The organism is Umezawaea sp., from assembly GCF_057122925.1.
This window is the reverse complement of the sequence record NZ_DBNGPQ010000043.1, coordinates 62,096-76,762: the sequence shown is the minus strand read 5'-3', so window position 1 is coordinate 76,762 and position 14,667 is coordinate 62,096. Positions and strand designations below refer to the sequence as shown.

General features: G+C 73.4%; 5 protein-coding genes. All 5 read left to right on the top strand.

The window, feature by feature from the left end; genetic code table 11:
• The first annotated feature begins 20 nt into the window (after positions 1-20).
• Genes AC156L_RS08055 through AC156L_RS08035 form a run of 5 tightly spaced genes read left to right on the top strand, consistent with a single transcriptional unit; the run spans position 21 to position 14,482 of the window.
• On the top strand, positions 21-236 hold the full coding sequence (locus AC156L_RS08055) for an MbtH family protein (RefSeq protein ID WP_330873904.1): 216 nt from the start codon (positions 21-23) through the stop codon (positions 234-236).
• The gene (locus AC156L_RS08050; protein ID WP_330873903.1) at positions 233-5,104 is read left to right on the top strand and encodes an amino acid adenylation domain-containing protein; all 4,872 of its coding nucleotides are present in this window, start codon (positions 233-235) and stop codon (positions 5,102-5,104) included. Before AC156L_RS08055 ends, AC156L_RS08050 begins: the two co-directional genes overlap by 4 nt.
• The gene (locus tag AC156L_RS08045) at positions 5,101-12,312 is read left to right on the top strand and encodes an amino acid adenylation domain-containing protein (RefSeq protein ID WP_330873902.1); all 7,212 of its coding nucleotides are present in this window, start codon (positions 5,101-5,103) and stop codon (positions 12,310-12,312) included. Before AC156L_RS08050 ends, AC156L_RS08045 begins: the two co-directional genes overlap by 4 nt.
• On the top strand, positions 12,309-13,265 hold the full coding sequence (locus AC156L_RS08040) for an ornithine carbamoyltransferase (protein WP_330873901.1): 957 nt from the start codon (positions 12,309-12,311) through the stop codon (positions 13,263-13,265). The genes AC156L_RS08045 and AC156L_RS08040 overlap by 4 nt, the downstream gene beginning before the upstream one ends.
• A complete protein-coding gene (locus AC156L_RS08035; protein ID WP_330873900.1) occupies positions 13,262-14,482 on the top strand; it encodes an MFS transporter in 1,221 nt (406 codons plus the stop codon). The genes AC156L_RS08040 and AC156L_RS08035 overlap by 4 nt, the downstream gene beginning before the upstream one ends.
• Positions 14,483-14,667: the final 185 nt, after the last annotated feature.

Below are 14,667 nucleotides of genomic sequence, written 5' to 3'. Positions count from 1 at the left end.
TCAGGAAAGACGAGAGGCTCATGACCGACCAACTCGACAACGGTCCGGCTTACCGGGTCGTGGTGAACGACGAGGAGCAGTACTCCCTCTGGCCCGCCGACCGCGACCTGCCCGCGGGCTGGTCGGCCGACGGGGAGCCCGCGAGCAAGCAGGAGTGCCTGGACCGCATCTCGCGGGAGTGGACGGACCTGCGGCCGCTGAGCCTGCGCACGCGACTCGAAGCGGGACGCCCGTGAGCCGCACGCTGCCGGACCTCTTCGCCGACCAGGTGGCCAGGACGCCCGACGCGGTCGCCGTCCTCGACGACCGGCAGGAGATCACCTACTCCGCCCTGGACCACCGGTCCGGGCTACTGGCCGCCGCGCTGCGCGCCCGCGGCAACGGCAACGGCTCCGTCGTCGGCGTCCGGATGCGCCGCGGCGTCGACCTCGTGGTGGCGCTGCTGGGCATCTGGAAGGCGGGTGCCGCCTACGTCCCGCTCGACCCCGAGCACCCGGAGGAGCGGTCGGCCGCCATCCTCGCCAACACCGGCTGCGAGTGCGTGCTGACCTCGCGGTCGCTCCCGGCACTGCTGGACGAGGCGGACGGGGTGGTGGCGAGCGCGGCCACGATGGGCGACCCGGCCTACGTCATCCACACCTCGGGGTCGACGGGCACGCCCAAGGGGGTCGTGATCTCGCACGCGGGCATCGCGAACCGGGTCGGCTGGACGGTCGAGACCCACGGGCTGTCGGCCGACGACCGGGTCCTCCAGAAGACCAGCCTGAGCTTCGACGCCGCGGCGTGGGAGGTGTTCGCCCCGCTGGTGAGCGGTGGCGCGGTCGTGCTGGCGCCCGTCGGCGCCGAACGCGACCCGGCCACGATGCTCGCGGCGGTCGTGCGGCACCGGGTGACCGTGCTCCAGGTCGTGCCCTCGGTGCTGCGGCTGCTCGTCGCCGAGCCGGGTCTGCGCGACTGCACGTCGTTGCGGCTGCTGTTCTCGGCGGGCGAGGCGCTGCACGCCGAGCTGCTCCAGCAGCTGTGGGCCCAGCTCCCGGTCGAGACGTGGAACACCTACGGGCCGACCGAGTGCTCGATCGACGCGACCGCGTACCGGTGCGACCCCGAGCAGACCACCGGGCCGGTGCCCATCGGCAGGCCCATCACCGGCGCCCACGTGCTGGTGCTGGACGAGAACGGGGAGTTCGCGCCCATCGGCGTGCCCGGCGAGCTGCACCTCGGCGGCGCGGGGGTCGCGCTCGGCTACCTCGGCAGGACCGCGATGACGGCGGAGAGGTTCGTGCCAGACCCGATCGGGCCGCCGGGTTCCCGGCTGTACCGCACGGGTGACCGCGCGCGGTGGCGGTCCGACGGCGTGCTGGAGTACCTCGGCAGGCTCGACGACCAGCTCAAGATCAGCGGGGTGCGGATCGAGCCCGCCGAGATCGAGATCGCGGTCCAGGCGCACCCCGGTGTGCGGGCCTGCGTCGTGCTCGGGGTGCCGGACAACCAGGGCAGCAAGCGGCTGGTCGCCTACGTCGTCGCGGACGACGACGAGGTGGGCCCGAGCGCGCTGCGGGCGTTCCTGCGCAAGCGGCTCCCGGAGTACCTGGTCCCCACGGTGTTCGTGCTGGTCGCGGACCTGCCCCTCACGGTGAGCGGCAAGGTGGACCGCACCGCGCTGCGGGCGCTCGACATCACCGGGTCCGTCGGCGGCCCCGCCTACGCGCGACCGGGTTCGGCGGCGGAGCGGATGGTGGCCGACATCTGGTCCGAGCTGCTCGGCGTCGACCGGATCGGCCTCGACGACGACTTCTTCCAGCTCGGCGGGCACTCGCTGCTGATCACCCGGCTGGCCGAGCGGCTCAGGGCGCTCTCGGGCCGCCGCGTCGAGGTGGCCACGCTGTTCGCCTCGACGACCGTGCGGTCGCAGGCGCGGCTGCTGTCCGAACAGGACGGTGCGGGCACGGCCCCGGTCGCGCTCCCCCGCGGCCCGCGCGTGCCGCTGTCGTTCGGGCAGCAGCGCCTGTGGTTCCTGGAGAAGCTGCGCGCGGGCGACCCGGAGTACACCGTCCCGCTCTTCCTGACCGTGTCCGCCGAGACCGACGAGGCGACCGTGCGGAGGGCGTTGAACGCACTGGCGGTCCGGCACGAGGTGCTGCGGACCCGGTACGTGCTGGAGGACGGCGAGCCGTACCAGGTGATCGACCCGCCCGCGCCGGTCGAGCTGCGGACCCGCACCGGCGACCCGGTCACCCTGTTCCGCGACGAACTGGCGCTGGGCTTCGACCTGGAGCGCGGGCCGGTGTGGCGGGCGCTGCTCGTCCGGCACGCCGACGGCGGCGGCACGCTCCTGGTGACGGCCCACCACATCGCCTGCGACGGCCGGTCGATGGTCGTGCTGTCGGACGAGTTCACGCGGCTGTGCGCGGGCGAGGAACTGCCCGCGCCGACGCTCCAGTACGCGGACCACGCGATCTGGCAGCGGCAGGCGCTGACCGACGACGTGTTCGCCGCCCAGTCGGAGTACTGGCGGACGGCGCTGGAGGGGCTGCGACCGCTGGACCTCCCCGTGGACCGACCCCGTGCGGCGGAACGGGACTCGCGGGGTGCCGCGCTGGAGTTCGCCGTGCCGGTGGACACGGCGAAGGCCCTCTTCGAGCGGGGCAGGGAGCAGGGCGCGACCCCGTTCATGGCCCTGCTGACCGTCTTCCACGTGCTGCTGGCCCGCTACAGCCGCGGGTGGGACGTCGCCGTCGGCACGCCGATCGAGGGGCGGACCCGCGCGGAGGTCGAGGAGGTGGTGGGCTTCTTCCTCAACTCGCTCGTGCTGCGCGCCGGTGTGCGCCCCGAGCAGACGTTCACCGAGGCGCTGGCGGCGGTCCGGGCGACCTGCCTGGCCGCGTTCGCGCACTCCGACATCCCGTTCGAGCGGCTCGTCGAGCAGGCCCGGACCGACCGCGACCTGTCCAGGACCCCGCTGTACCAGGTGATCTTCGACCTGCACGACGAGGCGCTGTCGTCGACGAACTCCGAGTCGGTCGACGACGAGACGATGCGGGCGCTCTGGAACACCGCGAAGACCGACCTCACGCTGATCGTGCGCAAGCGCGCCGACGGCACGGTGCAGGGCGTCTTCGAGTACGCGACCGCGCTGTTCGACGAGGACACGGTCCGGCGGATGGCGGCGAACTTCGTCCACCTGGCCCAAGCCCTCACCGACTCCCCCGACCGCCCGGTGTCCGAGGTGGACGTCGTGACGCGGGAGGAGCGCGACCTGCTGGTGCGGGACTGGAACGACACGCTCCTGCCCACCGAGGGCCTGCCCGTGCACCGGGTGTTCGCCACGCGGGCCGCCCGGCGGCCGGACGCCGTCGCGCTGGTGGCGAGCGGCCGGACGACGACGTACGGCGAGCTGGACGAGCGGGCGAACCGGATCGCGAACCTGCTGCGCTCCCGCGGGGTCGGCGTCGAGTCGGTGGTCGGCGTCCTGCTGGACCGCGGGGTCGACCTGGTGGCCTGCCTGCTCGGCGCGTGGAAGGCCGGTGCGGCGTTCGTGCCGCTCGACCCGTCGTTCCCCGCCGAGCGGGTGGCGCTGGTGCTGGCCGACTCCGGGGCCGAGGTCGTCCTGACGGACTCGCGGCTCGCCGAGCTGGCGGAGGGCTTCGCGGGCGGGCGGCTGCTCCTCGACCACGACCACGCGGAGGTCGCCGCGGCCCCCGCCACGCCGCCGTGGGTCCCCGACGACCTCGACCGGCTCGCGTACGTCATCTACACCTCGGGGTCGACCGGTCGGCCGAAGGGCGTCGCGGTGCCCCACCGCGGGCTGGCGAACTACCTGCGGTGGACGGCCGACGCCTACGCCTCGCACGGGACCGGCGGTGCGCCGCTGTTCTCGTCGATCGCCTTCGACCTGGGGATGCCGAACCTCTGGACGCCGCTGATGACCGGTCAGCCGGTGCACCTGCTCCCGCAGGACCTCGACCTGACCAAGCTGGGGGCGACGCTGGCCGACGCCGGTCCGTTCAGCTTCGTCAAGCTGGCGCCCGCGCAGCTGGAACTGGTGACGCACCAGCTGGAGGCGCGCGCTCCCGCTCCCCTGGCGGACCTGGTCGTGGTGGCCGGTGACCGCGTGCCCGCGACGATGGTCGACCGCTGGCGCGAGGTGACCGGCAGGCCGGACGCCCGGTTCGCCGCCGAGTACGGCCCGACCGAGATCACCGTGGGCAACTCGGTGTTCCACGCGGGCGAGCCGTGGGCCGGCGAGTTCCTGTCCATCGGGCGGCCGATCCCCAACACGACGATGTACGTGCTGGACGAGCACCTGGAGCCCGTGCCGATCGGCGCCGTCGGGGAGGTCTTCGTCGGTGGTGTCGGCGTGGCCCGCGGGTACGCGGGGAACCCGGCGCTGACCGCGGAGAAGTTCGTCCCCGACCCGTACGGGCGGCCCGGCTCGCGGCTCTACCGCACCGGTGACCTCGGGCGCGTGACGGGGACCGGCGCCGTGGAGTTCCGCGGTCGCGCCGACGACCAGGTGAAGATCCGCGGCTACCGCGTCGAGCTCGGCGAGGTCGAGGCGGCGCTGCTGGCGCTGCCCGGCGTCCGGGAGGCCGTGGTGGTGCTGGACGACCAGCGGCTGGTCGCCTACTACGTGGGGACCGACGTGTCCGGGCTGCGGGAGTCGCTCGGCGAGACCATGCCGCGGCACCAGGTCCCGGACGTGTTCGTGCCGCTGGAAGCGCTCCCGCTCAACGCCAACGGCAAGGTCGACCACCGCGCGCTGCCCGCACCGGGCCCGCGGGCGGGCGACGCGGGCGGGCACGACGCCCCCCGGACCGTGCTGGAGCGGGCCATCGCGGACATCTGGGCCGAGGTGCTGCCCGGCGAGGTGGGGGTGCACGGCAACTTCTTCGAACTCGGCGGGCACTCGATCTCCGCGACCAGGGTCGTGTCGATGATCCAGGAGAGGTTCGGGGTCGAGGTCGGCATCCGGGTGCTGTTCGACCAGCCGACGGTCGCCGGTCTGGCGAGTGCCGTCGAGAACGAGATCAGGGCTGACGTGGACCGGCTCAGCGCGGCCGACGTGGTGGCCGAGACGAAGCGGACCGAGGGATGGCAGGCATGAGCGCAGGACAGGAGACCGAGGCGTACCGCGAGGAGCTGATCCGCAGGCGGATGGCGGGAGGGGTCATCGGCAACCGGGTCTCGATCGGCAGGGCCGACCGGGACAAGCCGCTCCCCCTGTCCTTCGGGCAGCGCCAGCTGTGGTTCCTCAACCAGCTCGACCCGGACAGCCCGGAGTACCTGGTACCGCTGGTGCTGCGCCTGCGCGGCCCGCTGGACGAGGGGGCGCTGCGCGGCGCGTGGGCCGAGCTGGTCGCCAGGCACGAGATCCTGCGCACCCGCTACGAGGTGGTCGGGGGCGAGCCGAGCCAGGTGGTGCTGCCGCCGGAGCCTCCGGAGTGGACGGTCGTCGACTTCCGCGACCTGCCCGCCGAGGACCGCGAGGCCGCCGCGATGGCGGCGGCCGAGCGGGAGGCACTGGTCCCGTTCGCCCTGGAGCGCGACCTCCCGCTGCGGCTGAGCCTGCTGCGGATCAGCACGACCGAGCACCTGCTGGTCGCGGTGTTCCACCACATCGCCTCGGACGCGAGGTCGCAGGAGCTGGTGCTGGCCGAGCTGGGCGCGCTGTACTCGGCGTTCCACGCGGGTCAGCCGTCGCCGCTGCCGCCCGTCCCGGTGCAGTACGCGGACTACGCCGCGTGGCAGCAGGAGTGGCAGTCCGACCGGGCCCTGGAGCACCACCTGTGGTGGTGGCGCACCGCGCTGGCCGACCTGCCCCGGCTCGACCTGCCGACCGACCGGCCCCGACCCCCGGTGCGCCGCTGGCACGGCGCCTCGGTGCCGTTCAGCCTCCGACCGGAGACGGTCCGGGTGCTCGACGTGCTGGCGAAGGACCACAACGCCACGCGGTTCATGGTGCTGCTGACGGCCTTCCAGTGCCTGCTGGCCCGCTACACCGGCCAGGACGACGTCGCCGTGGGCACCGTCGCGTCCGGCCGCACCCACCCCGACCTGACCGGGCTGTGCGGCTACGTGATCAACAACCTGGTGCTGCGGATGCGGATCGAGGGGTCCCCGTCGTTCCAGGACATGCTGGTGCGCAACCGGGTCAACGTCCTGGAGGCGTTCGACCACCAGGCGGTGCCGTTCGCCCGCCTGGTCGACGAGATCCAGCCCGAGCGCGACATGTCGGTCACCCCGCTGTTCCAGGTCGCGTTCACGATGCACGACGCGCCCGCCGGCGGCTCCGAGGTGGCGGGGCTGGCCGTCGAGCACGTCGACCTCTCCTGGCGGGTGGCCAAGTTCGACCTCGCGATGCAGGTCGCCGAACTCCCGGACGGCGGGCTCGGCGGCCAGGTCGAGTACTCCACCGACCTGTTCGAGGAGGCCACGGTGCGGCGGCTGGCCGGGCACTTCGCCCGGCTGCTGGACAGCATCGCGGCGAACCCCGACACCGACGTGCGCTCGCTGGACTTCCTGCTGGACGAAGAGCTCCGGGTGCTCCTGGACGACTCGGCGGTCTCGGTCGTGCGGGACGACCGCGGTCTGCGCGAGGTGTTCGAGGAGCAGGTCTCCCGGACGCCGGACGCGGTCGCCGTGGTGTGCGGCGGCGCGGAGCTGACCTACGCGGAGCTGAACGGACGGGCCAACCGGCTCGCCCACCACCTGCGCGAGCTGGGCGTGGGCGCCGAGTCGCTCGTCGGGGTCTGCCTGGAGCGCGGCGACGACCTCGTGCCCACCCTGGTCGGCGTCACGAAGTCCGGAGCGGGCTACCTGCCGCTGGACCCGGCCTACCCGGCCGACCGGCTGCGGTTCATGGTCTCCGACGCCGAGACCCCCGTCGTCGTCACCACCTCCCGGCACCTGGACCTGGTGCGGTCCGTCCACACCGGAGCCGTGGTCGTGCTGGACGACGACGCCGCGGCCATCGCCGCGCGGCCCGCCACCGACCCCGACCGCACCGGCGGGCCGGAGGACCTGGCCTACGTGATCTACACGTCCGGGTCGACCGGGCGGCCCAAGGGCGTGTGCGTGACCAACCGCAACGTCCTGCGGCTGTTCAGCTCCTCGCGGCGGCACTACGGCTTCGGCGGCGACGACGTCTGGTCGATGTTCCACTCCTACGCGTTCGACGTGTCGGTGTGGGAGATGTGGGGCGCGCTGCTGCACGGCGGGCGGCTCGTCGTCGTGCCGTTCGACGTGTCGCGGTCGCCGGACGACTTCCTCGACCTGCTGGTGGCCAACCGGGTGACCGTCCTGTCGCAGACGCCGTCGGCGTTCCGCTCGCTCGTCACCGCGGCAGAGCTGGACGACCCCCGCCTCGCGCACCTCGCGCTGCGGGCCGTGGTGTTCGCGGGCGAGAAGCTCGAACTGCCCGACCTGGCGCCGTGGGTCGACCGGTTCGGGCTCGCCGAACCGGCCCTGGTCAACATGTACGGCATCACCGAGACGACCGTGCACTCGACGTTCCACCGGCTCGTGGAGGACGACTTCGCACCGGGTGCGGGCAACCCGATCGGCTACCCGCTCGACGACACCCGCATCCACCTGCTCGACCGGTACGGCAAGCTGGTCCCCATCGGGCTGCCGGGTGAGATGCACGTCGGCGGACCGGGGGTCACCCGCGGCTACCTCAACCGGCCGGAGCTGACCGAGCAGCGGTTCGTGACCGGCCTCGTCGGCGACGAGCGGCTCTACCGCAGCGGTGACTCCGCCCGCCGCCTGCCCGACGGCAGCCTCCAGTTCCTCGGCCGGATCGACCAGCAGGTCAAGCTGCGCGGCTTCCGGATCGAGCTGGGCGAGATCGTCGCCGCGCTGTCGGAGCACCCCTCGGTGCGGGACGCGGTCGTCGTGCTGCGGGAGGACGAGCCGGGCGACAAGCGGCTGGTGGCCTACCTCGTGCCGTCCGGACCGGCCGTGCTCGACCCCGGCGAGCTGCGGGCGCTGCTGGGCCGCGTCCTGCCCGACTACATGGTGCCCTCGGCGTTCGTGTCGCTGGAGCGGTTCCCCCTGACCACCAACGGGAAGCTCGACCAGCGCGCGCTGCCCTCACCGGACGAGAGCGCCATCCGCGCGGACGTCGAGGTGGTCGCGCCGCGCACCGTGACCGAGACGAGGGTCGCGGCCGTGTGGCGCGAGGTGCTCGGGATCGACACGCTCGGCGTGCACGACGGGTTCTTCGACCTCGGCGGCGACTCGATCCGCGCGGTGTCGCTGGTCGGCACGCTGAGGGTGCACGGGTTCGACGTGGCGGTGCGGGACGTCTTCGAGCACCGGACGGTCGCCCGGCTGGCGGAGTTCCTCGACCGGTCCGCGAACCCCGCGCCCGCCACGACGGTGGTCCGGCCGTTCGAGCTGGTGCCAGCGGTCGACCGGGCGCTCATCCCGTCCGACGTGCTCGACGCGTACCCGCTGTCGAAGGTGCAGGCCGGGATGCTGGTCGAGATGCTCGTCGGCGGCTCGGACAACATCTACCACAACGTCTGCTCGTTCAAGATCACGGACGAGCACCCGTTCTCCGAGCAGGCGCTGCGGGCCGCGGCGGCGAGCCTGGTGCGTCGGCACGAGGTCCTGCGGACGTCGCTGGACGCGGTCGGGTACTCGGTGCCGATGCAGCTCGTGCACGCCACCGCCGAGATGCCGATCGGCACGCGCGACCTGCGCGGGCTGGACGCGGCCGAGCAGACCGCCGTGCTGCACGAGTTCACCGCGCGGGAGCGCGCCACGCTGTTCGACCTCGCGGAACCGCCGCTGCTGCGGTACTTCGTGCACGTGGTCGACGACGGCTGGTGGATCTCCATCACCGAGTGCCACGTCATCCTGGAGGGCTGGAGCTACCACTCGCTGCTGATGGAGCTGCTCACGGCCTACCACCAGGTCCGCGACGGCAGGCCCGTCGAGGCCCCGCCGATGCCGGACGTGCGGTACGCCGACTTCGTCGCCGCCGAGCTGGAGTCGTTGGCGTCCGAGGAGTCCAGGGCGTACTGGCGCGACGTCGTCGCGCGGCACCCCCGGTACGAGCTGCCGTCGGCGTGGCGCGGTGACGACGGCCCGCGCGAGCCCTACCGGCTGGAACTGCCGTGCGCGGACATCATGACCGACCTGCGGGCGGTGGCGAAGAAGGCCGACGTCTCGCTCAAGAGCGTGCTGCACTCCGCCTACCTCAAGGTGATGAGCACGCTCACCGACGAGCCCACGATGTTCACCGGTCTGGTGTGCGACGCCCGGCCGGAGGTGCTCGGCGCCGAACGGGTGCACGGCATGTACCTGAACACCGTGCCCTTCCCGTTCGACCGGTCGGCCGGGACCTGGCGCGAGCTGGTCCAGCAGACCTTCGCCGGGCACGTCGAGCTGTGGCCCCACCGCCGCTTCCCGCTGCCCGAGATCCACCGCGAGGTCGGCGCGACCGAGCGGCTGGTCGAGACGTTCTTCATCTACCTGGACTTCCACGTCGTGGACACCGGCCACGTCGACCCGGAGTCGGTCATCGACGACAGCCCCAACGAGTTCGCCCTCACCGTCGCCGCGATGGGCGACGTGGTGCTGCTGCACACCGACACGCACGTGCTGGCCAGGGAGAACGGCGAGCGGCTGCTGGCGATGTACCGGGCCGTGCTGGAGGCGATGGTGTTCGACCTCGACGGGGACGCGCGCGCCACGTTCCTGCCCGAGGCCGAGCGCCGCACGCAGCTCACCGACTGGAACCGCACGGAACGGCCGCTCGGCGACGAGGGCCTGGTCGAGCGGTTCCGCGAGTTCGTGCGCCGGACCCCGGACGCCGTCGCCGTCGTCGAGGACGGCGGGCGGCTGACCTACGCGGAGCTGGCCCGCAGGGCGGGCGCGGTGTCGCGGGACCTGGCCGGTGACGAGGAGGGCACGCTGGTCGCGGTCCTCGGCGACCCCGGCGCGGGGTTCATCGCGGCCGTGCTCGGCGTGATGGGCGCGGGCCGCGCGTACCTCCCGCTCGACCCGGCGGTCCCGGTGCACCGCACCGCGACGCTGCTGGCCGACAGCGGTGTGCGCACGCTGCTGGTGGGGCCGGGGCACGAGGAGCACGCCGTGGCGGCGACCGAGGGGCTCCCGGTGCGGCTGCGGGTGCTCGACGACGCCGAGCACCCGGTCGACGCGTGGGTGCCCAGGACGCCCCCGGAGGGTGGTCTCGGCCTGGCGTACGTGATCTACACGTCCGGGTCGACCGGTCAGCCCAAGGGCGCGATGGTGCACCGGCGCGGCATGGTGAACCACCTGCTCGCCAAGGTGGAGGACCTCGGTCTGACCGCGGGCGACGCGGTCGTGCAGAACGCGCCGCTGACCTTCGACGTGTCGGTGTGGCAGATGCTGGCGCCGCTGGTCGTGGGCGGTCGGGTCCGCGTGGTGGGCAAGGCGCACGCCGCCGACCCCGCCGAGCTGTTCGCACGGGTGGAGCGCGAGCGGGTCTCGGTCCTGGAGGTCGTGCCGTCGCTGCTGCGGGCCGCGCTCGACGGCTGGGACGCGGGCATCGCCGCGCCGGACCTGTCCGGGCTGCGGTGGCTGCTGGTGACCGGCGAGGCACTGCCGCCGGAGCTGTGCGTCCGCTGGTTCGCCCGGTTCCCCGGCGTCGACGTGGTCAACGCCTACGGGCCGACGGAGTGCTCGGACGACGTCACGCACGCCTTCCTCACCAGCGGCACGCCCTTCGACCGGCCGCAGGTGCCGATCGGCAGGGCCGTCCGCAACACCCGGCTGTACGTGCTGGACGTCCACCGGCAGCCCGTTCCGGTCGGCATCCCCGGCGAACTCCACGTCGGCGGCGCCGGGGTGGGCCACGGGTACCTCAACGACCCGGAGCGGACGGCGCGCGCGTTCGTCGTCGACCCGTTCTCGGCCACCCCCGGCCAGCTGCTGTACCGCACCGGCGACCGGGTCCGCTACCGCCCGGACGGCCAGCTGGAGTTCATCGGGCGGCGGGACGACCAGGTGAAGATCCGCGGCCAGCGGATCGAGCTGGGCGAGGTCGAGGCCGCGCTGCTGGGCGCTCCCGGTGTCCGCGACGCCGCGGCCAAGGTCGCCTCGGGCAGGCTCGTCGGGTACGTCGTCGGCACCGCCGACACCGGTGCCGTCCGCGAGCACGTCGGCGGGCTCCTGCCCGACCACCTCGTGCCCGCCGCGCTGGTCGCGCTGGACGCGCTGCCGTTGACGGCCAACGGGAAGGTGGACCGCGGCGCGCTGCCCGCCCCGGACCGCGCCGCGCTCGCGGCCACGGCCCCCGTCGCGCCGCGCACCGGGACCGAGGTCCGCCTGGCGGAGGTCTGGGGCGCCGTGCTCGGCGTCGACGACCTCGGCGTGGAGGACGACTTCTTCGCGCTCGGCGGCGATTCGATCCGCACGCTGAACCTGGTCTCGGCCCTGCACGCGGGCGGTTTCACCGTCTCGGTGCGGGACGTCTTCGAGCACCGCACGATCGCCGGGCTCGCCGGGCTGCTCGCGGGCGGACCGGGTGCCGCGGACGAGAGGGCGCTCGCGTGGCTCACGCCCAGGGGCACCCGGCCCCCGCTGTACTGCGCGCACCCCCAGGGCGGCAGCGGGCACTGGTTCGTGCCGCTGGCCGACCACGTGGGCGAGGGCGGGTCGCTGGCGGTGTTCGAGGCGCCCGCGTCGACCGGTGAACGGCCCGCCGACCTGCGCGAGCTGAGCGCCCGGTACGTGCGCGAGGTGCCCGACCAGCGGCCGTTCTTCCTGCTGGGCTGGTCCTCCGGGGCCACGCTCGCCTGGGAGATGGCCGTGCAGCTCGCGGAGGACGGGCGGCCTGCCGCGGCGGTGGTGCTGATCGACCCGATCGGCGACCCGGCGACGGCGGTCAACCCGGTGGAGAAGGACTGGCTGACCGAACGGCTCATCGAGCTGTTCGACCGGGGTGTCCCGACCGAGGACGAGGAGTTCACGGCGCTGCTCGCCATCGCCGGGCTGTCCCTCGCCGACTCCGACGTGGCCACCGTGCGGCGCCAGCTCGACCGGACGCGGACGCTGACCGCGGCGATGTACACCTACCGCTACCCGAGCACCACCACACCGGTGCACCTGGTGATCACCGACGAGTGCGCGGACGAGAAGCACGGCGTCCTGCGGGAGCAGCCCTACGAGAGCTACCTGGCCCGCTGGGGGGAACTCGCCACCGGTGGCCTGCGCGTGCACCGCGTGACGGGCGACCACGACGGCATCCTCCAGCCCGCCAGGGCCGCCGAGCTGGCCGAGCTGATCGGCACCGTGATGGACGAGGAGGGGGCCCGATGACCGCGGTGAGGACGGCGCGAGCACGCGACCTGCTGTCCATCGGCGACCTGACCGACGCGGACCTGGAGCACATCCTCCACCGGGGGCTCCACTACGCGCGGAACCCGAAGCCGACCGCACGGCCGCTGGACGGCGACGTCGTCGGGGTCTTCTTCGAGAAGACCTCGACCCGCACGCGCACCGCGTTCTCCAGCGGCGCGCTGCGGCTGGGCGCCCGCGTCATCACGTACGGGCCGGGCGACCTCCAGACGAACACCGGCGAGAGCCTGGCCGACACCGGTCAGGTGCTCGCGGGGATGCTGGACGTCCTGGTCGCCCGCACGGTGCTGACCGCCGACCGGCTGGCGGAACTCGCCGCCGGACCGGACCTGTCGGTGGTCAACGCGATGAACGTCGAGGAGCACCCGACGCAGGCCCTCACCGACCTCACCACGCTGCTGCGGCACTTCGGCCGCGTCGAGGGGCTGCGCGTCCTCTACGTCGGCGAGGGCAACAACACCGCGTCCGCCCTCGCCCTCGCCCTGACCCGGTTCCCCGGTGTGGAGCTGGAACTGCGCACCCCGCCCGGTTACGGGCTCGCGGAACCGTTCGCGGCGGCCGCGGCGGAGCAGGCGCGGCGGCACGACTGCTCGGTGGTCGAACGGCACGACATGCGGCACCTGCCGCGCGGTGTCGACGTCATCTACACCTCCCGGTGGCAGACGACCGGCACCGTGAAGCCGGACGCGGACTGGCGGCGGACCTTCGCGCCGTTCCAGGTGCACGCCGGGCTCTGGGAGGGCAGTCCGGGAGCGGTGTTCATGCACGACCTGCCCGCCCACCGGGGCGAGGAGGTGACCGCTGACGTGCTCGACGGGCCCACCAGCATCGCGTTCACGCAGGCGACCACGAAGATGCACAGCGCGATGGCGGTGCTCGACTGGTGCCGGCGCGGGGACGGTTCCGGCACGTGACCACGGGAACCGACCGGCAGGCCGTGAGCCTGCGCGGCAACAGGGACTTCCTGCTGCTGTGGAGCGGCGCGGGGATCTCGTTCCTGGGGTCCCGCGTCAGCGCCTTCGCCTACCCGCTGATCGTGTTGTGGGCCACCGGATCCGCGCCCGCCGCGGGTCTGGTGGCCTTCGCCGCCCAGCTGCCCTACCTGGTGGTCCAGCTGCCCGCGGGCATCGTCGTCGACCGGTTCGACCGGCGCGGGCTGATGATCGCGTGCGACCTGGGCCGCGTGCTCGCGGTAGGGAGCATCCCGATCGCGATGCTCTTCGGCGGGCTCGGGATGTGGCACCTGGCCGTCGTGGCGTTCGTCGAGGGCTGCCTCACGGTGGTCTACCGGATCGCCGAGCGGGCCGCGCTTCGCAGCGTCGTGGAGGACGACCAGCTCACCCTGGCGAGCGCGCGCAACGAGGCCCGCGAACGGGCGGCGGGGATGCTCGGCCAGCCCGTCGCCGGGTTCCTGGCCCCCGTGGCGCAGTGGGCGCCGTTCCTGTTCACCTCCGTCGCCCACGTGTTCTCGCTCGCCACGCTGCTGCTCATCAGGAAGAAGCTCCAGGCGCGGCGGGCTCCGGGGCGGCAGCGGGTGTTCGCGGAGCTGGCCGAGGGGATCGTGTGGGTGTGGCGGCAGAGGTTCGCCAGGGCCGCCGCGGGGCTGATCGCGGTGAGCAACCTGCTCTTCCAGGTGCTGTTCCTGGCGCTGCTCGTCATCGTCCGGGACGACGGCCGCTCCGAGGCGGTGGCCTCGATCATCGTCACCGTCGCGGGCGTCGGCGGTGTGGTCGGCGCGCTGAGCGCCACGTGGTGGATCCGCCGGATCGCCCTGTCCCACCTGGTGATCGGCGCGAACCTGTCGTGGGCGCTGCTCGTCCCGTTCATCGCGTTCGCCGGGAACCCCGTCGTGCTGGGGTTCCTCTACAGCGCGACGGCGTACGTCGGTGCCGTGTGGACGGTCGCCGTCGGCGGCCACCTGGTCCGGATCGTGCCGGAGGAACTGCTCGGCAGGGTGACCAGCGTGGCCTCCCTGCTGTCCTACGGTCCGCTCGCGTTCGGCTCGCTGCTGGGCGGCTTCGCCCTGGAGTCGTTCGGGGTCACGTGGACGGTGGTGGCGGTCAGCGGCGTGATGCTCACGCTGACCGGGCTCGCGGCGGCCAGTCCCAGCGTCCGCTCGACCGTCGGGTGAGGTCGGACCCAGCAGCGCGAGAACGGCCGGGAGGGTGCACCCCTCCCGGCCGTTCCGCTTGTCCGCCGCACCGGAACAGGCGTAGGGACAGCCCTACCGGGATGCGGGTGCGTTCCCCACTGACCCGAGGGGGGCGCGGGACCACCATGGGACCAGGCAAACGCACCCGTCGAACGGAAGGTCGG

Bases quoted from the DNA above. Each gene is read 5' to 3' on its own strand.
- AC156L_RS08040 (WP_330873901.1), top strand. From the start codon at position 12,309: ATGACCGCGGTGAGGACGGCGCGAGCACGCGACCTGCTGTCCATCGGC.
- AC156L_RS08055 (WP_330873904.1), top strand. From the start codon at position 21: ATGACCGACCAACTCGACAACGGTCCGGCTTACCGGGTCGTGGTGAAC.
- AC156L_RS08045 (WP_330873902.1), top strand. From the start codon at position 5,101: ATGAGCGCAGGACAGGAGACCGAGGCGTACCGCGAGGAGCTGATCCGC.